The following is a 19,352-nucleotide window of genomic DNA, read 5'->3' as shown; positions in this document are numbered from 1 at the left end:
AAGACAGCGCTATATTTCTAGAGCCATGACCAAGACTGACAAACCTACTTCAAAATCTAAAGCTAAGGTTTCTCTCAGTGACCAGATTGCGGATGTTGTGGTTAAAGCTGTGCGGACAGGTGGGGTGACGGTAGGTGGAGCAGGTGCGTTTTGGTCCCTGTTCAAAGATAGTGATATTCCCAAAGCCTTGGCGTCTGGAGTGATTGGTTTGGGAATTTCCTATGGAGCTAGTCTGCTTAACCCAGTTCATAAGGGCAATCAAGATCGCCTAACAAAAGCAGGAGAAGCCGCCAATAAAGCGATTGATCATGGCATTGCTAAAGTTAGTGGCGTAGAAGAACAGTATTATCGATGTCAAGCTTGGGCTTGCCGTCGTCAGAAATCTGAAGGGGTGGTGCAACATGATGGTATTTTTATGCCCCTGTTGGAGGAGATTTATGTCCCTTTAGAGTTGGATGCTAGCTCTTTACCAGCAGGTTGGCGACAGTTTCCTGATCAGCACCTTGAAAAGTCTGCTCGTGATGTAGTTAGTGGGCACAAAATTTGGGACTTACTGGGAAAAACCGAGCGAGAAGTGACCTTTCGACAAATTGTGGTGCTGGCCTGGGGCGGGTATGGTAAAACGACGTTGCTCAAACATATTGCCCATACCTATGGAATGAATCAACAAGGAGATAAGTATGGCGTATCGCGACGAGTCCCTTTTTTGCTAGTGTTGCGGAAACATCGGGACCGACTCGCTCAGGGGCAACCGCCGAGTTTACCAGAGTTGATCAAAAATCACCATATTCCAGATTTACCAGATTCTGACAAGTTAGCTGATTTACCGAAGGATTGGGTTCACAAGAAGCTCAATCGAGGTGAAGCAGTGGTAATGCTGGATGGCTTTGATGAGGTTACCTTCGGGCAACGTCCGGCAGTGGCTCGATGGATTAATGACCAGATGCGCCATTATAGTAAATCAGTCTTTATCGTCACTTCCCGTCCTAAAGCCTATAACGAGCAGGACCCAGCCGATCGCCTTGAACTCTCGACCCGTCTATGGGTACAAGATTTTAATGAAGCTCAACGCCGCGATTTTGTGGAGCATTGGTATTGGTGCCAAGAGCGATATGCCAGGGGCGGGGATACAACTCCCGACGTTGAGCATGATGCCCAAGCTGCTGCCGAGGAGCTGCTAACCCAAATTGAAGCGCGGCAAGAGCTGAAAGATTTAGCCAAAAATCCACTCTTGCTGAATATGATTGTGACGTTTCATCGGCGATTCCCAGGTGTGGAGTTACCCAAACGCCGGGTTGAACTCTATCGAGAAATTTGTACATTGCAGCTTCGAGACCGACCGGGAGCGCGGAAACTGGAGACTTGCTTAATCAATTGCGGAGCCCAGCTTATATTGCAACGGTTGGCTTTATCGATGATGGAAGCCCATGAAGAGCGTTTGGATCGCTCTGTCTTAGTGGATTGTATCGATACTTATTTGGCACAACAACAAGAAACAGTTCAATCTAAGGATTTTTTGGCGCAAGTAGTACAGATTAGTGAACTTCTAGTGGAGCGGGAGCCAGGTGAATTCGAATTTGCTCATCTCAGTTTGCAAGAGTACTTAGCAGCAAAGCAAATTGCTGAGGGCAAGCAAGAAGCATTGCTATATGAACACCTCAAAAATGACTGGTGGAAACAGACCATTTTGCTCTATGCCTCGCAGGTCAATCCCACACCACTCATTCGAGAAGCCTTGCATCAAGAAGCTATTGATTTGGCCTATACCATTCAGCAAGACACGACGAAGCGGCTGGATTTAACCGCAGATGAGTTAGCTGCTTTCCAACAACTCACCCCCCAAGTAGAAAATTCTCGTTATGCAACCTTAGAACAACTTCTAAAAAATCAACAGTGGTATGAAGCCGATCAAGAAACCTATCGCTTGATGATTACCACGGTGGGGAAAGAAGATGGACAATTGTTGAGTGAAAATGACCTTAAAACTTTTCCCTGTGAAGACCTGCAAATGGTTGATCAATTGTGGGTGCAATACAGCAAAGGTAAATGGGGTTTCAGTGTGCAAAAAAAAATTTGGGAAGAATGTGGAAGCCCTACAATTTACAATGATAAGTGGGAAAAGTTTGGTGATCGTGTTGGTTGGAGAAGTAATGGCAATTGGCGAGCATACCCAGACTTGACCTTCGATATAAGTAAGACTCTTCCTGGAGAATTTCCGGCTGTTGTGTTGTCAGTCGGCCGGGGCGGAGGGCATTGGCTCGTTGGCTGGGCTACTTTCCTTGCACAAAGACTTGTAGATTGCAGCACAAGGCAGTCCCGTGAATTGTAAGTTTCATCTCTCTATTTAGCTGTCAAACTTTCGACTTGATCTGATACTCCTTTTGTTTGATGATGTTTATCTCAGAGTGTCGGATCAAATCGAAAATTTGACGCATCATGTTTCAGATCGCAGGTGAACATGAACCTACTGTTTGGATACGTTGCCAAGATACAGTTCGAGCTGGTTCAGACCACCCCCCCAGCCTTGGCCATGTTGATCACGCGCCGCTTCAAACGCCTCAGCTTCCTCTGCCGTCGGATTAATTGGTTCCCAGATAAACGCCAACTTCGTCTTGTCACCTACCTCCTCCAACGTCACCGTTGCCCTGATTTCTGGCGGCCAGTTAGGGATTTGAGTATTCGGCACAATCTCACCCGCCGCATTGGAACTGTACTGCCTAAACACCAGACGGTCTGGTGGACTAACCACCTCATATTGAGTCAGCAACCACATCTCATATCCACTCGGCGTTGTCATCTTATGCAGCGAAGACCCTCCCGCCCGAATATCCGCAGACACATACTCACAAGCAAACCCCTGCTTTGGAAACATCCAGTTTTGTAAATGCTCCGGTTGTGTCCAAGCCTCAAACACCAACTGCCTCGGTGCCTTGAACTCGCGAGTGAGTCGCAGCGATTCAGCGCAGGAATTACTCATCATTCACCTCGTTTGCTTGGATTTCGTCTAAATAGGTTTCCAGGTGATCCAGACTGTCACTCCAAAACCGTTCAAACTGGATTACCCACGCTTGTATCGGTTTCAACTGATCGGCATTGACCCTATAGACCCGATATCGGCCCTCCTTCCGTTCTGAGACCAACCCCACCTGTTTCAAAACACCCAAGTGCTTTGAAACCATCGGCTGGCTCCATCCCATCCGCTCCACAATCTGATTCACCGTCAGTTCCTGACCGACCAGCGCTTCAATTAGGGCTCGCCGTTTCGGTTCTGCAATTGCATTAAAAGGGTCAAACGTAGTTTTGGTTCGTGCCATATTCACAATATATTCCGATATAAGAATATGTCAAGCAACACATTAAACTTTCCCGTTTAGAATGGCGTTTTTTAGGGAAAGTTGAGGTCTCTATCATATGGGCTGATGCAGTCCAAGCGGTACTGATTTGCCCTGCTTTGCAGTTAATTATTCCTCCTTCACAAAAGAGATCCAATCCTTAGTCCCTTTTTTGGGCATAACCACTGCATCATCTCGATTGAGGCAAGCTGGTTTTAAACTCGTGAAATCTCCTTTGTGCCTAGGATGTTCGGCAAACGCCACCACCGATTGATCCTTTACAAACACCAACAAAGCAATCCCATCATTTTCTTTAATCGACGATTGACTTTCAAAATCCCAGTTGAACCCTAAAATCTTTGCCCCTTCTGTATTGACCGTATAGGGATTCAACACACAAATCTTCTGCCACTCATCCGAGCCAAGGGTCGCTAAATCGAGGGGTTGACCGGGCTGGTTTTGGAGATGGTCAGCAATCGCTGCAGTCACATTGACCTGAGGATCTTTCGAGCCGACACACCCTGCACAAGTCATCAGCAAGCAAAAACCAACAAAAAACAGAGACTGCTTCATGGGTCCTCAATGGATGGATACAACTGGCGTTAGTCTAGCCTCGCGATCCGATCCTATGAGTGTTCTCCCTCACTGCGGTCTAGCATCCCTCCCCACCTGGGAATACTGAGAGTCGTTAGCGCCATCAGCCATTGGCTATCGCTATGATGGTACGGTCAGCGCTCGCTATCTCCGACTTCAGTCCTTTCAACCGCCAATCCATGAGCAATCCTGTCAACGCCTCCCAACCTGCGGGATATTTAGATGATTTTGACCAAGTCCGCCGTGTTCGCGAGCAGGTTGCCGATCATTTAGAACAAATGTCTCAGGGGCTGATTCAATCAGAACTGGATGGTGCCAAGGCTTCAGGACCATTGGGGTTTGACCGCCAGATTACCCTTGTCAAAACCGCTAGTGACTATCTGCGGAAAGGTGTCTTTCGGCTAGTGGTATTGGGCGATCTCAAACGCGGCAAAAGTACCCTAATCAATGCCATTTTGGGAGAACGACTGCTGCCCAGCGATGTCAACCCTTGTACCGCTATTTTGAGCGTTCTCAAATATGGTCCGCAGAAGCAAGTCACTATTCACTTTCGCGATGACACCCCGCCCCAGCAGATTGATGTCGCCACCTTCAAATGGAAATACACCATTGACCCGTCTGAATCCAAAGCCCTACAGGATAAGGATGAGCAAGCCTTTCCCAATGTCAGTCATGCGGTGATCGAGTATCCTCTACCTCTCTTAGCCAAGGGGATTGAAATCGTCGATACCCCTGGCCTGAATGATACAGAAGCCCGTAACGAGCTAGTCCTCAACTATCTCAACGACTGTCATGCTGTGTTATTTGTCCTCAATACTACCCAGCCCTGCACCCTCGATGAGCGGCGCTATCTACGAAACTTTCTCCAGAATCGGGGACTCACCATTTTCTTCCTCCTCAATGCCTGGGATAAGGTGAAAACCAGCCTCCTCGATCCAGAGGATAAAAGTGCCTTGGCCGAAGCAGAAGCCAAGCTGCGACAAGTTTTTCAAACCCACCTTTCCCCCTACTGTTCAGTCAATGGCGAAGATCGCTATTCCCAGCGGGTGTTTGAAATTTCAGCGCTGCCCGCGCTAAGGTCTCAACTCCACGACCCCAAAGCCTCCCTAGACGATACGGGTATCCCCGCATTTCTCGATGCCCTCACCCAATTTTTAACCCGCGAGCGCACCAATGCTGAGTTAAATCATGCGGTGCACCAGGCTCGGGTCGTGGCGGCCCATGTTCATGAAGCGGTTGAACGGCGGATTCCCTTATTAGACGAGGATATCGGTAATCTGAAGGTCAAAGTTGCTTCCGTCCAGAGTGAGTTCGATCAGCTCGCAGCCGTCTCTACAGACTTTCAAACCGAAATTCGCCAAATCCGCGATCGCGAAGCCCAATCCATTGCCGATTCATTTCGGGCCTATATGCTGCAGCTGGAAAAAACCTTTGAAACGGACTTTGTCGTCTCCCAGCCGGATCTAGAGTTTTTAGACTTCCTCAACAAGCAGAACCGGGCCAAGTTCCATGAGTCCTTTAAGAGAGCCTTTGAACGCTACCTCACGGATAAATTGGCCGAGTGGGAAATCCAGGCGACTCAGCAACTAGAAACCGCTTTTGCCCAGGTGCAAGCCGTTGCCGACCAATATCAGGCCACCTATACCCAAGTGGTAGAGGTGATTAATGCCAAACTGTTGGGCCAGTCCTATGGAGCCTCAGGCCATACCTATAATGATGCTGAAACCTGGACCGACACCGTCTTTGAAGTCTTAGATGCCATTCCCAACTCCCTGAATGGGGTGGTGGGTCGTTTAAGCCCCTTTTGGCGGCGGGTGATGCAGGCGGTGTTTACCTCCCTCTGCGTCACCCTGGTGATTCAAATGGTTGGCTTTTTGTTTTCAGCCATGGCTTTGAATGTGTTTCTAGTGATTGTTGCGGGCGCAGGTCTAGTGGCAGGGCAAGCTGAATACGTTCGTCAGACCTTCCTGACCACCACTCGCCAAGAATTTGCCAAATGTCTGCCCCAAATTGCCCAAGAGCAGCAGCAGGCGGTGTATGAAGCCGTCGAGTCTTGCTTTAATACCTACGAAACCGAGATTATTCAGCGCTTGAACGATGATATTCTGGCTCGCCAAACGGAACTCACCTATTTGGTCACCCAAAAAGAGACTCAAGACATTCAGCTAGAGCAAGAGACCGATCGTCTGCAACGGCTAGATCAAGGCATGGCTGAACAAGTCAGCCAGCTAACCGCCCTACTCAATTAGGTGTTGCGTTTCCCTCTAGCGCGATGTCGGGCCATGCTGGTCACTCGATCGGGATGCCCTGAGTTGAACTGCAGCAGCATTTGTTGCTTGGGCAGGCGCAACAGCTTACCTTCCCGCTCGAATTCATTGAGCAGACGAGTGGCGGTGACTCGGGTGATGCCTGTAATCTCAGCCAAGAGCTGATGGGTTAATCCCAAATCTAGGATTCGCCCCTGATCAACCTGGCGGCCAAACCGATCGCCCAGCCAATCCAAAAAGCGCAATAACCTTTGAGGTGCCCGCTTATAGCTAATGATGCTGAAGAGTTCTTCCATGTAGCGGAGGTGCGATCGCATCACCACCCCCAAATCTTGCCCTGCCAAAGGCAAAGGTTTCACCTCTACCGCGCTTAAGCACTCCATCTGGAAAGGAGCGACTTCAGACAACAAGCGACCCACAGAATCGCCGGCCCCCCATAGTCCAAGAGTGACTAAATCACCTTCCTCATTCCACGTAAGGGTGCGTACCAATCCTGACTCAATGTGCCAGAGATGATCAGACTGCTGTGGGACAACTTGGCCCGGTCTTAAGCATAGACTGCGAGCTTCATAGAGGGACGTAACGTTATTTGAAAGAGAGTGCGGAGTGACGGGGGTTGATACTGCCATTAGCTGCGTACCTGCGAAAAACTGAATGAAACTTTGCGTCAGACTCACCGAGGAATATTGCCTATGCCAGTTAGCAATGAGGACAATAGGGTGAGGCAAGAAGTTATGTAGGATACATGATACTAATCACTAAAAATGAGATTTAGGGATAGTACCAAATACCAACATGAGTACGATAGTAGTAAGCTTCTGTGAAAACTCCGTGAAGTTTAGATGAGAATTTATCCGTTATCGAACTTCATCCTAAAAAGGCTAAAAACAGTGAGCCATATTTATCTTCTTCAGCAAAAATACAAACAGTTAGACGCCATAAATCTTCAAAAGTTCCTCAGTAGATCTTTTAGAGCCTAAGCTTGGATTAGATCCGTCGCTATCCCTCATACACTTCAGTTATTAATAGGAGTTTAAGAAGCTTTATCCCTATTAAATACTAGATTGATAAGCTTCTGAAAGATAAAAATAAATCTTATTTTGCACTTCAATACCTTAAAAATAGTGAGTTGTGGATAGGTATAAACTTTGATCTTTGATCAGAGACTGGAGTAATTTTAGGCTATTTTACTGCGTTGATAATATTTCTGATCCATGTCCTAGACTCATTAGAGCTGATATCTACAGAAGATATAAAGTGAACAGGTTAGATCAATAGAACGTTTATGAATGTATGGTTCGATGAGGTACAAGATACAAATCGAAGGGCTTGCAAGAACTTGTGGTGATTACGAGTTCAGGTCTTGCGCATCCCATGTCGTATTTATATTTGACCAATGAATTTGCGGTCATCATTACAGGCATGGCCAGATATGCAGAAGCTACCCTACCAATACTCAACCAACCGCATTACTCCGTCAGGATTAGAATTGTCTTGCTTTTTGGATACCCACAGCAGCAGAGAAAAAGCAACTTCTTCAATGCTCTGAATTTTGTAGGAAGTACGTGCTAAACGTCCAGATCATGTGCTCAATCCTCAGCACCCGTGGCTGTGGCATGGGCATTCCATTGATGACGAGCTTGGCGATAATCCTTAAAAGAAAGTTGCTAACGTTTTCACTGGGAGGCAGATTCTTGGAGCCAGAGTGGGCATTTCCTTCAAGAAACCGTGCTAATTCTCCCTGATTAACGATTTTGACGTTGAACCAAGCCACCCAGCATAAGATTAAACAGGATATGCGGACAAATTCGGGTGGGGGTAGAAGCTACTTTTGAGGTCGTTATATTGAATTATAGAGTTCATTTGAACAGTGGTGATACTAGTGAAACCCTATCTCTATCGCCTCTCTCAAGCGTTTATCCTGTACTGAGGTGTATCATATAGTGCAAATACTTGAGAGTTTTTTGATACTAAACAGTTTCAAGTCTGGCAAGCATAGTTATGCATATGCATGTGCAAAATATCTTTAAAGAAAGAGGTAAAAATATTGATAAAGCATACTGATAAACTTTTATCTCTGATTTTCTTTATGGTTATTTTACAAGGATGTGAATCTGAAAATTTAAAGAGCAAAAATATACCATACTCAAATATAGAGCCTATCCGTATTCAATTAGACTTGCCTGAATTTGAAGATGGTTCTGGTGGGTTAATTGCTTATGATTTAAATAATGATGATCAGCGAGATTATATTATTACTCAAAAGAATCAGATTTCTGTTTTTGATAGCACAGGTAAAAAACTGTGGGATAAGAAAGTCGATATACATGTTACAGAAAAAGCAGAGGCTCAAGGTCTACCAGGCCTTCATGCTCCAGGACTTCAAGTCGCTGATGTTGATTCAGATCAAAAAATAGAAGTATTATTTTTGTCATCAGACAATAAACTCCATATTGTCGATGGTGAAAATGGAAATTCAAAAAAGATTGTCCAATTAAATGTGCCCAAAAAGGTACAGCGCTGGGAGCATTTAGTTGTAGTAAATTTTAGAGGTGAGGGAGATAAAGATCTCCTACTGCAAGCTACTACTAATACCAACTATCGTTTGGGTAAGCACCTAGCAGCTTATTCAATAGAAGAATTAATCAAGACTGAGAAACCCAAGCCACTTTGGGTCCAAGATGATTTCCATAGCCCTGCCCATAATGGTGCGAGAGTTGTCGATTTAGATGGTGATGGAAAGGATGAAGTGATTGGCGGTAATATCGTCAATTCATTAGGAGAGATTGTATTTCAACTGCCAATAAAATTGCAAAATGCTCCCCATATAGACTCAGTATTTATAGCAGATGTTAAACCTGACTCATCTGGCTTAGAAGTCGTTGCATTGGAGGAGGGTGGAGATAATCGTATCTTTCTATACAATACTAAAGAATTATTTTGGCAAGCCGATTATAAAAATCAAGAACCACAAAATGCAGCTGTTGGGGATTTTGATCTGGAGAAGCCTGGTTTAGAGATTTGGTGTCGTAGTCGCTACAAAGACCAAAGACCATTTGTTTTTGATTCAACGGGCAAACTAATCGACATTTATAAAATTGAAAACGTAGCACCGAATGGTTGGACAACAAAAGGTGTAGAAGTGATTGTCCCTATTCACTGGACAGGGGAGCCTAAGCAATTAGCAGCAGCGAAAGAAAGACATGAACCGGGAGATGTCGGTTTATTTAAGCCTTTGACTGGAGAGTTTGTTGATAAGTTTCAGACAGTAGCAGATCGTTTATATATTGCAGATGTGACAGGAGATTGGCGAGAAGAGTTAGTAGTCCTGAATCACCAAGAGCTCAAAATTTACCAAAATCCTGCACCTAACCCTCGCCCAGATCGCCCATCCCTTTGGGAAAAAGAATATTATCGGCGTAGTAAGTTGACTTGGAATTACTATAGCCCGTAGTTCTAAGAATGAGTCAGATGATTGAGTACAGCAATGATCTGACTCATCATGATGTGGAAAGTCTTCTTGTTTTTACTGAACACGTATAAGAGTGATAGCAATTTCTCTAATACATTCAAAGTGTTCTTGGTTTAATGGATGATTTCTTGTATTTTCTGGTGATCACAGCGATAAGCAATACACATATAACAAAACTTGCAAGACAAAGATAAATATTGACTTTATAAAAAATTAGGGAAGGGATTAATGAGACTAATAGACATAAAAGTGCGATGTAGAGTATGGTGAAACCAATTCTATGAAATTTGATTCGAATCAGCATCGTTGATCCAAATATAGTGAAAATAAATTCACTGATTAATGTTGCTAAGGCTGCACCAAGAGCACCCCATAGTGGAATAAGAATAGCATTCGCACTAATGTTGAAGATAACAGTTGTCAAAAGAAGCGGCGGTAAAATTTTTTCCCGATTAGTTGCTTCAAAAAAATATTGAATTAACGTTCCAAACATCTTTATCCCTAAGCTAGGTAGAAGGATAATTAAAGATGGAATTGCTGCATAGAAACTGCTGCCATAAATTGTATTGACTAATGGAACAGATAGTAAACCAGCTGCAATAATAAAAGGTAAAACGAATAAAATTAGTAAGATAACTGAATTGAATAACTCTGTAGAGAGTTTTGGCTTGTCATTGAAGTTATGACGAGCCAGTTTTGTAAAAGATACCAGGAAAATAATTCTGGGTAGAGTTAAGAAGATTTCAAAAATTCTATATGATGCACTATAGAAACCTACTTGCTCAGACGTTGATAAAGTATTGAGCATTAATAGATCGATTTGATAGTATACGACCCATAGAATCCCTGTAAGCGCAAAAGGATAAGCTTTTTTGACAGCATTCCAAACGGTTTGCGAGTTTATGGCTGAAAATAAAGTAAATTGTCGACTTAAAATAAATATTACTACGAGTAAATCAATAATGCGTACGCCAGCAAAGGCAGCAGTGACGAAAAATAAATCTTTAGAGATTACTAATACTAGACTAGCAATTATTCCTAAAATGATTCTCTCAGATGCAAGCAAGATAGTCTCAGATTTATATTGAGAGTTGCCACGATATACACCTCTGACAGTCTGTTTTGCACCCCTACAAATTTCAGAAATAGTGAGGCAAAAACAAATTAGTATACCTTTGTCTTGAAACCCAAGAACAATCGATAACGGTAAAAGCAGTAGTAAGATAAATAAGGAATTAAGTGATTCAATAAATAAATATAAATAGGTGTTTTTTGCCCCTTCTTTAGGATTATTAGCAACCTCACGATTGATTAAAGCCGAAAAGCCAAACTGTGTGAAAAAAGCTAATATCCCGCCTAGGGAAGCTGCTGCTGAGAAAATACCATATTGCCCTGGGCCAACAACACGCGCAATAAAAATGTAAAGTAAAAATGTAACTCCTAGAGTTGCTTCACTGAGAAAAGTGAAAAAATATGAGAAATCGATAGCATTAATTATCTTTCTTATAAATTTCAAAGAATTTGCCTCTGACCCTTAAAAACCAAGAATTGGACTATTAGATATCAATAAGCCATACATACTGTACGATTATTTGTGCTACTTTCTGCTATGGCTAAGGCTATCGCTTCCATATCTTGACAAGAACCGACTCGTTAGACATGCGCGACAAACTCAGAAATGAAAGCGATCTTCAAGACTATAGATGACATGTAATCTCAAAAAATTGGACGATGATGTAAAATTAAGTAATGAGAGAGAATTCTTTAGCATTCTCTCAAAATAGGAGAGAGTCGATGATCACCGTTCGTGTTCCATTGCTATTGTAGTAGCTCTCTAAGCTATATAAGAATAAGATATTCGACGGTCATATGAATGTTTAGCAGGCTTTAGGTTAAGGCTCTGGTGGTTGAGTAAGATTAGGTTTTGCAGCTAAGGGTTTTACGAAATAGGGCAATTTTCCTTGAAGCTGATAAAATAAGCAGTTTGCTAAGATAATATACTAGCCTGACGTTTGAGATCGTTTATGGGTAAAAAGACAATGTATACGTTTAATGTGGGATATATATGACTTTGTCCTACCTCTGCAGCGTTGAAATGAGTAAATGGATACAGCTACTTACTGTATCGTGCTAGGTGTAGTTTACTTGCGCTAATTCGACTAAAAGATATAACGCAGTCGTCCGACTGTTCTCAAGACTGGTCTAAATCAAAAAGTATATATATCAATATTAAATGACTAAAGTAATATTTAATGCTCAATAGCTATTAACCATCGTGGTCGCTTGTAGTAGTAGATAAAAGCTATAAATTGATATCTGTGATTGTCCAGATTTCTTATTTAGCATAATCGAAATAAGATGATATTGAGAGAAGGAATGTTTGTTAACTTGTTTTGATATTTTTGGATTTAAAAAATTAATTTTTCTTTTGGATTAACAATGAATATCCGTTCAACATCTCTTAAATTAAAAAATATATATAGAAAAAATATTCCAGAGGTCAAAGCTTATTTTCAAGGTTCATATCCAAGCTTTATTTTTGATAGTACCTCAGAAGTTATTGATGAAATACCGGTTTTTACCTTTCATGCGGTAGCGCCTGAGGTTTTTGAGCAAAGACTCAAATATTTAAAGGAAAATCATTATCAAACGCTTAAAGCAGCTGAGTTTTTAGAGATTATCTTGGCTAATAAGCCGATACCTAGACGTTCAGTTCTATTGACCTTTGATGATGGTTGGGGCAGTTTATGGACCTTTGCTTATCCACTGCTCAAGAAATATGGCATGTATGCTACATGCTTCTTAATTCCTGGCTTGATTCAGTCATCAAGCCGTAACTATCATAATTTGGAAGATGTTTGGTCTGGACAAGTTGATCATGACTTATTGATACAGCGTGAACGCTCTTCTGAGCCATATTGTACATGGGAAGAAATTTCTATCATGTATCAATCTGGTGTATTCGACTTTCAGTCTCACACCCTATACCATTCTCAAGTTCATACATCATCCAAAATTATTGACTTTTTGAATCCATCCTTTGACTATGCTATTGGGAATCATAATGTACCGATTGTTAAAAGTAATGGCCATGAGAGATGGGATAGGCAATTAGAATTTGGAACACCCATATATGAATATTCACCAAGAATGGGTGGTAAAAAACGTTATGTTGATGATGAAAATCTCCGATTACACTGCACTACATTTGTTCGTAATAGTGGAGGAAAAGATTTCTTTCTCCAAAAGAATTGGAGAAAGTCCTTATATAAAGTGGTAAAAGACTTTAAGAATCAACATGATAATCAAGGTCATTATGAAACCACAGAAGATCTAGAAAAAGAAATATTCAATGATTTACTTTCGTCAAAACAGTTGATACAAGAAAAGCTTCCTAATAACGAAGTTGATCAGTTATGCTATCCCTATTATGTTGGTAGTCCGTTAGCTGTTAAACTTTCTAAAGAAGCTGGATATAAATGTAGCTACTGGGGCTTTATTGACGGCAAGCCTACTAATCGGGTAGGAGATGATCCTCATCAAATTGTGAGGCTGAATGATGACTTCATCTTTTTATTGCCGGGTCATAAATGCAAGAAGTTTCATCAACTATTTGTCGATAAATTTCGCACTAGATTTATAAAACACTAGCCACTGTGGGGACACATGTTAACTTTAAATCTGAAACTAATAAAAATTTTCTAGATGATTTAAAAAATCAAGAAATTTTTTGAGAAAAATTGCGCTGTTCTACCTATTGGAACTGATTTCTATGAGTGTTGAAGCACTGCCTCATAGCACTTCTCTATTAATCTTACAGTTCTGTTATTGTCATGCTGACTAATGATAGCTTTAGCATTGTGGCCCATCTTGTTACATAGTTCTGGATCTAGTAACAGCTCTAAAATCTTATTAGCTAAAGCCTCAGCATCTTTAGAAGGAATGAGATAACCTGATTCTCCAGGTTTGACGAAATGGCTGAGCCCAATCACATTAGTAGCAATCACAGCTGTCCCGGCTGCCATTGCCTCAAACAGCGTCAGTGGGCCACCTTCAGATAAAGAAGAAATCACTAAAATATCCATTTCTGAGATAATGGAAAATGCATCAGAGCGAAAACCAGTGAAAATTACTGAGTCTGCAATGCCTAAGCTTTGCGCCTGCTCCTGTAGCTCAGTCCGTAAATCTCCATCACCGACGATCAGAAAACTAACATTTGGGTAGGATTTCAAAACAATAGAGGCTGCATCCAAAAAAAATTTATGCCCTTTAATTGGATGTAATCTGCCAACAATGCCTACCAGATGATGCTTATTTGAGATAGAAAATTGGTCTTTCCATGAATTGTTTGTATGTGGCTCTATCTCTCTAAATTTTTCTAAAGGTACACCGTTGGGAATGACATCAATTAAGTGGGATGGGACATGCCTGGAGGCCTCCATAAATTTAGCAACAGCATCGGAGATCGCGATTCCTCGTTCCGTCCATCTAGACAATAGGTAATCTAAGAACTGAAAGTATGGTGGCATATCTTCATCGACCATATGCTCATGAACAACTGCTGGAATGCGAGTGAGCATACTAGCAACTCTTCCATAAGTCCATGCACCATAGCCATGTAAATGGAGAATATCAATATTATGAGATTTTATGGTTTGAATCAGATCAAAAAAAATGGCTGGGCTGAATTTAGAGCGGTTAAAATAAATTACCTTGATGCCACAGTCTTCTAAGTATTCTCCAGCTTTGTCTTTTTCTCTAAATGTGCAAAGAGTGATTTGATATTTTTCAGGATCAAAATTAGGAATCCACCATGAAAATAATTGTGTTACCCCATGAATAGTGGCATTCCCTAACGCTAATTTATCGGCAACAAATAGTATATTAACCATATTTGACTGAAAGACATGTCGTCAATGATCTAAATCAGATACTGAGTCTGTACTCATAATTATCTGCGTTTAAAAATAACTTTAGCCGGTGTACCACTGGCTATTGTGTTATCAGGCAGCTTAGAAGACACGACAGAATTAGGCGTGATGATGACATTATTGCCAATAGTGGCACCATCTAAAATGACGCATCCTGCCCCAATCCAAACATTTCTACCTATCGCAATCCCTTTGGATGTAATCCCTTGGTTTTCCAATGGAGTATCGAGCTCTGTATATTTGTAATTGTTCCCAATAATCGACACGTTTGGACCAATCAAACAATGATCACCGATTTCAAGTCCGCCATATTGAGAACTAATAAAACATCCAGTTGAGATAGAGACATTAGAACCTATCTTTAAAGGACCGTCAGATGATTTAATCTTTGTAAACGAGCTGACAACAGATTGGCGACCAATGGCAAAGTGTGGACTAAGTTCAACCTCAGCTTTTGGACTGATTTGTGCGCCAGATTTAGCCAGATAATACAGCGTGATAGCAGGTGATGGAACTAAAAATCTACGAACAATTTTACTCGCATCCATTACAGCATAGTCCTTGAAATATTTAGCATATTGGCCAATCTTGGTGATGAAATGAGAGCTACCTAGCCTTTGCGTTCAATGAGCTCAAATACGCGGCTAATATCAACCATGGAAGAAATTTCTTCCATCGAAAAACTAATGCCGAACTCTTCTTCTAAGGCTGTAATGAGTCGTAGATTGTTCATAGAATCCCAACTATCACAGTTTTCAGGGCCAAGATCATCTGAAATCGCTTGAAGATCGATGTCTAGAACGTCGGAAAAAACGAGCTTCACTCTATCTTGGACACCATTTTCAGCCATAACTTATTTATCCTAATCTGTAACATTTATCCAGGGGCAAGGAACTTCTGATGCATCTTCAGATAGCACCTCATAATATTTTTCCCCATTAGTGCCCTCTGATACCAGAACAAATCCTTGAGATTCAAAAAAGTCTTTAGTGGGTATGTTCTTTTTAGTGGGAATATAGGCCCCCATGAGTTTCAGCGACTTTTGGCTTAACAGATATTCTCGCTTGATGTAATTGATCAATGCTGTCTCAATACCACGTCCCATGGCCCGACAGCTCAGTATGAAGCTGTCAATCAGGAGTTGATGCTCTCGTTTTTTGAGTAAGCTTAATCCTACAGTACCCAAGTCACCAAATTTATCTTGAACAGAGACAATTATAATCGAATCATGTCCATGCTTATGGAATGCCTCAATGTCAGACATCGAGTAGCGGATAGTGGTTAGGTTGAATTGGTTCGTTTTAGAAAAGAGCTGATGAACTCTGGGTAAATCTTGATCAGTAGCCAAGCAGATTTTAACTTGCGTCTCTAAGCTATGTAGATATGAATTGAGATCTCCAATTCGTTCTTTCTCTTCTTTACGCTGTTCATTCTGGGAATACTGCTTTGCTTTGTTGAGATCATCGCTTAGGATATTAAATTTTTCAAATACAAGAATTTTGTCGAGAACATCAGCGTAAAGAGCTGGGTCTGCCGGTAATTGAACAGTCGTTACTTCAGGGAGTGCTTGAGAAACAAGACTGCACTCTACAGGATTATCGTCAATAAAGACGATGCTGTCAGTCCCAATATTCAACTTCTTGGCAATGTTCTTTATATTGATATATTTGGGATTCCAGTTGATTTCGATGGCTGAAAAATCTTCGATGTTTAGTGGCATTTCGACTTTTGTGTCAAAGACCTCTAAAGCATCCGCCTGATTGTTTTTACTGCAAATACCAAGAATCACGCCTCGGTTTTTCAACGTGGCAATTTTATATTGAAACGAAAGATAGGCTTCGCTAATGGGATCGCCATTCCCAATCTTTAAGCCCTCTATCCCATCTTCACCAATCACACCACCCCATAATGTGTTATCGAGATCTAAAACCAAACATTTTTTAGTCTGACCTAAAAAACTGATGAGGTATCGAATGAACTCTTGAGCAATTGTAGGCAAAAACTTTTCATGCCAAAGAACTTTGGCCATAAAAAACATTTTTGAGTTGATGGCCTGATCTTTGCCATACCTGGATGCTAACTTATCTATATCAACAATATAAACCCTAGGATTCGCTTGGAATTTCTTTTTTAAAGCGAGATTTAGCTCAACATAGAATTCATTTTCACTATAGCCTTGCTGGCTATCTGCAATCCCGAAAGATGGAAAAGTAGGTTGTAAAAAGTTACTGATAAAAACTGTAGCGGTTGTTCTCTCTAGAGTTAGATTGACCCAGTCCAATACATGCTCTAATATAATTTCTTTTTGATCTAGTTTGTGCTGATCCGTAAGGTCTGTAAAACTGTTGAGGATGGTAGGGCAGAGTTCGTGTAGGGATAATAGTAAAAATGCAATATCAGGGCTAAAGCTGAGAGCTGACGAACTGGGGTTTAGTATTTCCTGATAGTGCTGGTTGTACTCTCCTATATAGCTCCTAACCCCAATTTTATGAAAAGCGCTCTGTACTTCAATGAAAGAAGGTAGAGGAGCAACAGTGTAATTAGAAAAATATGCGATGTTTAAGCAAGATTCTGAACTTGCTTTGTTCAGCGATCGACTAATAAAAAAGTAATCTGAGCTGGACAAGTCTGTGGAGCGAATATCACTCAAGATAGTAAAAATCTCTGTTTGAGTTTGAGCTTCTCTCAGTTGAGACTTTATGTCAGCATCTAGCATCACTAAAAATATATTGTGTTACGGTTGTTGAACTAATTTCAGAGAATGATGTTTGAGTATCTTTGGCTTCGATTTTTGATTTTTGTCTGTTGATGTGAACTTAGTTAACAGTTGTCCATCCTTCTTGTAAATACCATTGTGCTAGTTCAGTAATACATTGCTCGTTTGAATGCTGGGGAACAAACCCTAGCTTTGATTTAAGCTTGTTAACATTGAATGACCGATCTTTGGTGTAAAAGGCAAGTCTTCTCCGGTATATGGGAGGCTCAATATTTAAAGGTTTACAAACAAACTCAAGAATATCTCCCAGAAGAAATAAGGGGGCTGCAGGAAGTTGTAGAAGTGTGGCTTTTTTCTGGTAGTACTTGGAGATGAGATTGACCATTTCTTTGAAAGAAATCGAGTCTTGATTTCCACAGATGAAGACTTCATTCACTGCATTTGGATGTTGGGATGCTAGTAAAAAACAGTTGGTCAAATCATCAACGTGAATTAAATGTAGCAGGTTGCCTCCATTACCAATGGCAGGTACTAAACCAGAACAAACCATCTTGTAGATTTTTAGCAGTCTCTTTTCGCCAGGACCGATAATGCCTGCCGGTCTAATGATGGTTATGGGGAGCCCAGTTTCCGCACCAAATTGCTTGATCCATATTTCACCTTCTAATTTGGTGGATTGGTATAAATCTCCAGGAGAAGTTCTATAGGTCTCATCAGCAGGAGGATTTTCGATATGTCCATGCACACCGATCGTCGAGATATGAACAAAGCGCTTGAAGTCGGGTTGCTTTAAGGCTTCGCTCGCTAGTAACTGTGTACTTTTAACATGGACATTGTAATAAACATCATCAGATGACTTTGCTTCCCGAAATGGGGTGACCATATGAAATATATAGTTCACGCCTTCCATCGCCTCTTGAATGAGCTCTGGATCAAAAACATCTCCTTGAATCCATCGAATGGGCGCATCTTGCCAACGGCTTAAATCAGAGGATGGACGAGCTATTGCAACAACCTCGACATTCTGGTTTAGCAGTTTTTGGACTAAGGTGCTGCCTGTATAGCCAGTTGCGCCAGTCACTAAAACACGTTGACCAGGGCTGATGGTGTTCTCGGTAGCTGTTGTTGAAGACATACAGTAGTGATATAGATGTTGATAGTTAGATTAATGATGGAATTGAGTCATCAAGAGATTAATGCACTTTATGAAATCTGGTAATCACTGGCGAGCCCCATATGTAAGTTAAACCGAGCTTCTTCACAGGATTCTCTAAAAGTTCTGAAACTTTAGGTTGCTTCAACATTCGATGTAGCACCATCGGCCAAAAAAATTGTGGATGACGATTGTCTTTCTCTAACCCAATGCTGCTGCAAAAGTCTAATAGCTCTTTCTCTTGATAACAAATGAATTGCCGAGTATTGCCCTCTACACCTTTTTTGAATTTGAATAATAGCGGTGATAAATAGTTGATGCTGCGAGTCGTGGGGTAATCGACAATCACGGCTGTTTTGGCAACACGCCCTAGCTCAGATAGGAACGCTTGCCATTGGTTCACATGTGCTAGAAATCGATAACTAATGACAATGTCGAAGGTGTTGTCTGGATACGGCAAGCTTAAAACATCTCCAACCTTGAACTCGCATTGTCCACCGTCTATATAAGGTTTGATACGGTTTTGGCAAGATAGGCTACTACCCAAAACGGTGAGTGCAAACCCTTTATTGATCAAAGCTTCGGTGAGCTGTCCATGTCCCCCACCCACATCTAAAATGCTGGCGTTGGGATGTTGTGCCAGCATAGAAAGGGTTGCTTGCTCTTGGATGTGTAGTAGCCACTCACCAGTTGGCCCTTGAAAACGAGAAGCATAGTCATCTGAAGATGTTTCTATATCTGCTGTTTCTAAAAAGTTGTTCTCCGGTTGCATCTTAATTAATGAGTAAAAGAGCGTGATATTTTCTTGGGCTAACGTTCAATCTAGTGTGTTGCCATTTGAGATTAAACGAAAGGATTCAGTCCAGCTATTCCAGGCGTTATAGGTA

General features: G+C 41.7%; 15 protein-coding genes. 4 read left to right on the top strand and 11 right to left on the bottom strand.

All coding sequences use genetic code 11. The annotated features are described in order from the left end of the window. Positions 1–25: 25 nt before the first annotated feature. Positions 26–2,329: a GUN4 domain-containing protein gene (locus ON05_RS15275; protein ID WP_010473230.1), complete on the top strand. Its 2,304-nt coding sequence runs from the start codon at positions 26–28 to the stop codon at positions 2,327–2,329. 135 nt (positions 2,330–2,464) lie between these two features. Here ON05_RS15275 and ON05_RS15270 read toward each other — a convergent pair whose 3' ends face one another. From ON05_RS15270 to ON05_RS15260, 3 genes are all read right to left on the bottom strand, one after another. After that, complete coding sequence (locus tag ON05_RS15270) at positions 2,465–2,980, bottom strand: SRPBCC domain-containing protein (RefSeq protein WP_010473232.1); 516 nt, start codon at positions 2,978–2,980, stop codon at positions 2,465–2,467. Continuing rightward, positions 2,970–3,314: a helix-turn-helix transcriptional regulator gene (locus ON05_RS15265; protein WP_010473234.1), complete on the bottom strand. Its 345-nt coding sequence runs from the start codon at positions 3,312–3,314 to the stop codon at positions 2,970–2,972. The genes ON05_RS15270 and ON05_RS15265 overlap by 11 nt, the downstream gene beginning before the upstream one ends. Positions 3,315–3,461: 147 nt before the next feature. Beyond that, positions 3,462–3,905 carry a hypothetical protein gene (locus tag ON05_RS15260; protein WP_010473236.1) on the bottom strand — a complete coding sequence of 148 codons (444 nt, stop codon included), beginning with the start codon at positions 3,903–3,905 and terminating at the stop codon, positions 3,462–3,464. Positions 3,906–4,105: 200 nt separating this feature from the next. On the opposite strand from ON05_RS15260, the gene ON05_RS15255 reads away from it, so the two are divergent. Continuing rightward, positions 4,106–6,175, top strand: coding sequence for a dynamin family protein (locus ON05_RS15255; RefSeq protein WP_029315187.1), 2,070 nt, complete (start codon positions 4,106–4,108; stop codon positions 6,173–6,175). Here the strand turns inward: ON05_RS15255 and ON05_RS15250 are convergent. Beyond that, positions 6,172–6,822, bottom strand: coding sequence for a Crp/Fnr family transcriptional regulator (locus tag ON05_RS15250; protein ID WP_050857467.1), 651 nt, complete (start codon positions 6,820–6,822; stop codon positions 6,172–6,174). The two genes, ON05_RS15255 and ON05_RS15250, sit on opposite strands and share 4 nt — an antisense overlap. 1,382 nt (positions 6,823–8,204) lie before the next feature. On the opposite strand from ON05_RS15250, the gene ON05_RS15245 reads away from it, so the two are divergent. After that, a complete protein-coding gene (locus ON05_RS15245) occupies positions 8,205–9,647 on the top strand; it encodes a hypothetical protein (RefSeq protein WP_050857461.1) in 1,443 nt (480 codons plus the stop codon). A gap of 115 nt (positions 9,648–9,762) precedes the next feature. On the opposite strand, the gene ON05_RS15240 is transcribed toward ON05_RS15245, so the two are convergent. Continuing rightward, positions 9,763–11,181 (bottom strand): oligosaccharide flippase family protein, encoded by a 1,419-nt coding sequence (locus tag ON05_RS15240; RefSeq protein WP_010473242.1) that lies wholly within the window; start codon positions 11,179–11,181, stop codon positions 9,763–9,765. 923 nt (positions 11,182–12,104) lie between these two features. Between ON05_RS15240 and ON05_RS15235 the strand changes: the two genes are divergently transcribed. Beyond that, positions 12,105–13,316, top strand: coding sequence for a polysaccharide deacetylase family protein (locus ON05_RS15235; protein ID WP_010473243.1), 1,212 nt, complete (start codon positions 12,105–12,107; stop codon positions 13,314–13,316). Between the two features lie 119 nt (positions 13,317–13,435). On the opposite strand, the gene ON05_RS15230 is transcribed toward ON05_RS15235, so the two are convergent. The 6 genes from ON05_RS15230 to ON05_RS15205 form a co-directional block, all read right to left on the bottom strand. Then, positions 13,436–14,557, bottom strand: coding sequence for a glycosyltransferase (locus ON05_RS15230; RefSeq protein ID WP_010473244.1), 1,122 nt, complete (start codon positions 14,555–14,557; stop codon positions 13,436–13,438). 59 nt (positions 14,558–14,616) lie between these two features. Beyond that, positions 14,617–15,144, bottom strand: a complete 528-nt coding sequence (locus ON05_RS15225) for an acyltransferase (RefSeq protein ID WP_010473245.1) — start codon at positions 15,142–15,144, stop codon at positions 14,617–14,619. 62 nt (positions 15,145–15,206) lie between these two features. Beyond that, entirely contained in the window at positions 15,207–15,446 is a 240-nt protein-coding gene (locus ON05_RS15220; protein WP_010473246.1) for an acyl carrier protein, read from the bottom strand. A gap of 12 nt (positions 15,447–15,458) precedes the next feature. Then, positions 15,459–17,312, bottom strand: a complete 1,854-nt coding sequence (locus tag ON05_RS15215) for an HAD family hydrolase (protein WP_010473247.1) — start codon at positions 17,310–17,312, stop codon at positions 15,459–15,461. Between the two features lie 100 nt (positions 17,313–17,412). Beyond that, the gene (locus tag ON05_RS15210) at positions 17,413–18,447 is read right to left on the bottom strand and encodes an NAD(P)-dependent oxidoreductase (RefSeq protein WP_010473248.1); all 1,035 of its coding nucleotides are present in this window, start codon (positions 18,445–18,447) and stop codon (positions 17,413–17,415) included. Between the two features lie 58 nt (positions 18,448–18,505). Continuing rightward, the gene (locus ON05_RS15205; RefSeq protein ID WP_010473250.1) at positions 18,506–19,237 is read right to left on the bottom strand and encodes a class I SAM-dependent methyltransferase; all 732 of its coding nucleotides are present in this window, start codon (positions 19,235–19,237) and stop codon (positions 18,506–18,508) included. Positions 19,238–19,352: the final 115 nt, after the last annotated feature.

This window comes from Acaryochloris sp. CCMEE 5410, from assembly GCF_000238775.2.
GTDB lineage: Bacteria > Cyanobacteriota > Cyanobacteriia > Thermosynechococcales > Thermosynechococcaceae > Acaryochloris.
This window is presented reverse-complemented; position numbering and strand designations above follow the sequence as displayed.

Excerpts from the sequence above, each read along its gene's own strand:
- ON05_RS15275 (WP_010473230.1), top strand. The coding sequence starts at position 26 with ATGACCAAGACTGACAAACCTACTTCAAAATCTAAAGCTAAGGTTTCT.
- ON05_RS15270 (WP_010473232.1), bottom strand. The coding sequence starts at position 2,980 with ATGATGAGTAATTCCTGCGCTGAATCGCTGCGACTCACTCGCGAGTTC.
- ON05_RS15265 (WP_010473234.1), bottom strand. The coding sequence starts at position 3,314 with ATGGCACGAACCAAAACTACGTTTGACCCTTTTAATGCAATTGCAGAA.
- ON05_RS15260 (WP_010473236.1), bottom strand. The coding sequence starts at position 3,905 with ATGAAGCAGTCTCTGTTTTTTGTTGGTTTTTGCTTGCTGATGACTTGT.
- ON05_RS15255 (WP_029315187.1), top strand. The coding sequence starts at position 4,106 with ATGAGCAATCCTGTCAACGCCTCCCAACCTGCGGGATATTTAGATGAT.
- ON05_RS15250 (WP_050857467.1), bottom strand. The coding sequence starts at position 6,822 with ATGGCAGTATCAACCCCCGTCACTCCGCACTCTCTTTCAAATAACGTT.
- ON05_RS15245 (WP_050857461.1), top strand. The coding sequence starts at position 8,205 with ATGTGCAAAATATCTTTAAAGAAAGAGGTAAAAATATTGATAAAGCAT.
- ON05_RS15235 (WP_010473243.1), top strand. The coding sequence starts at position 12,105 with ATGAATATCCGTTCAACATCTCTTAAATTAAAAAATATATATAGAAAA.
- ON05_RS15230 (WP_010473244.1), bottom strand. The coding sequence starts at position 14,557 with ATGGTTAATATACTATTTGTTGCCGATAAATTAGCGTTAGGGAATGCC.
- ON05_RS15225 (WP_010473245.1), bottom strand. The coding sequence starts at position 15,144 with ATGGATGCGAGTAAAATTGTTCGTAGATTTTTAGTTCCATCACCTGCT.
- ON05_RS15220 (WP_010473246.1), bottom strand. The coding sequence starts at position 15,446 with ATGGCTGAAAATGGTGTCCAAGATAGAGTGAAGCTCGTTTTTTCCGAC.
- ON05_RS15215 (WP_010473247.1), bottom strand. The coding sequence starts at position 17,312 with ATGCTAGATGCTGACATAAAGTCTCAACTGAGAGAAGCTCAAACTCAA.
- ON05_RS15210 (WP_010473248.1), bottom strand. The coding sequence starts at position 18,447 with ATGTCTTCAACAACAGCTACCGAGAACACCATCAGCCCTGGTCAACGT.
- ON05_RS15205 (WP_010473250.1), bottom strand. The coding sequence starts at position 19,237 with ATGCAACCGGAGAACAACTTTTTAGAAACAGCAGATATAGAAACATCT.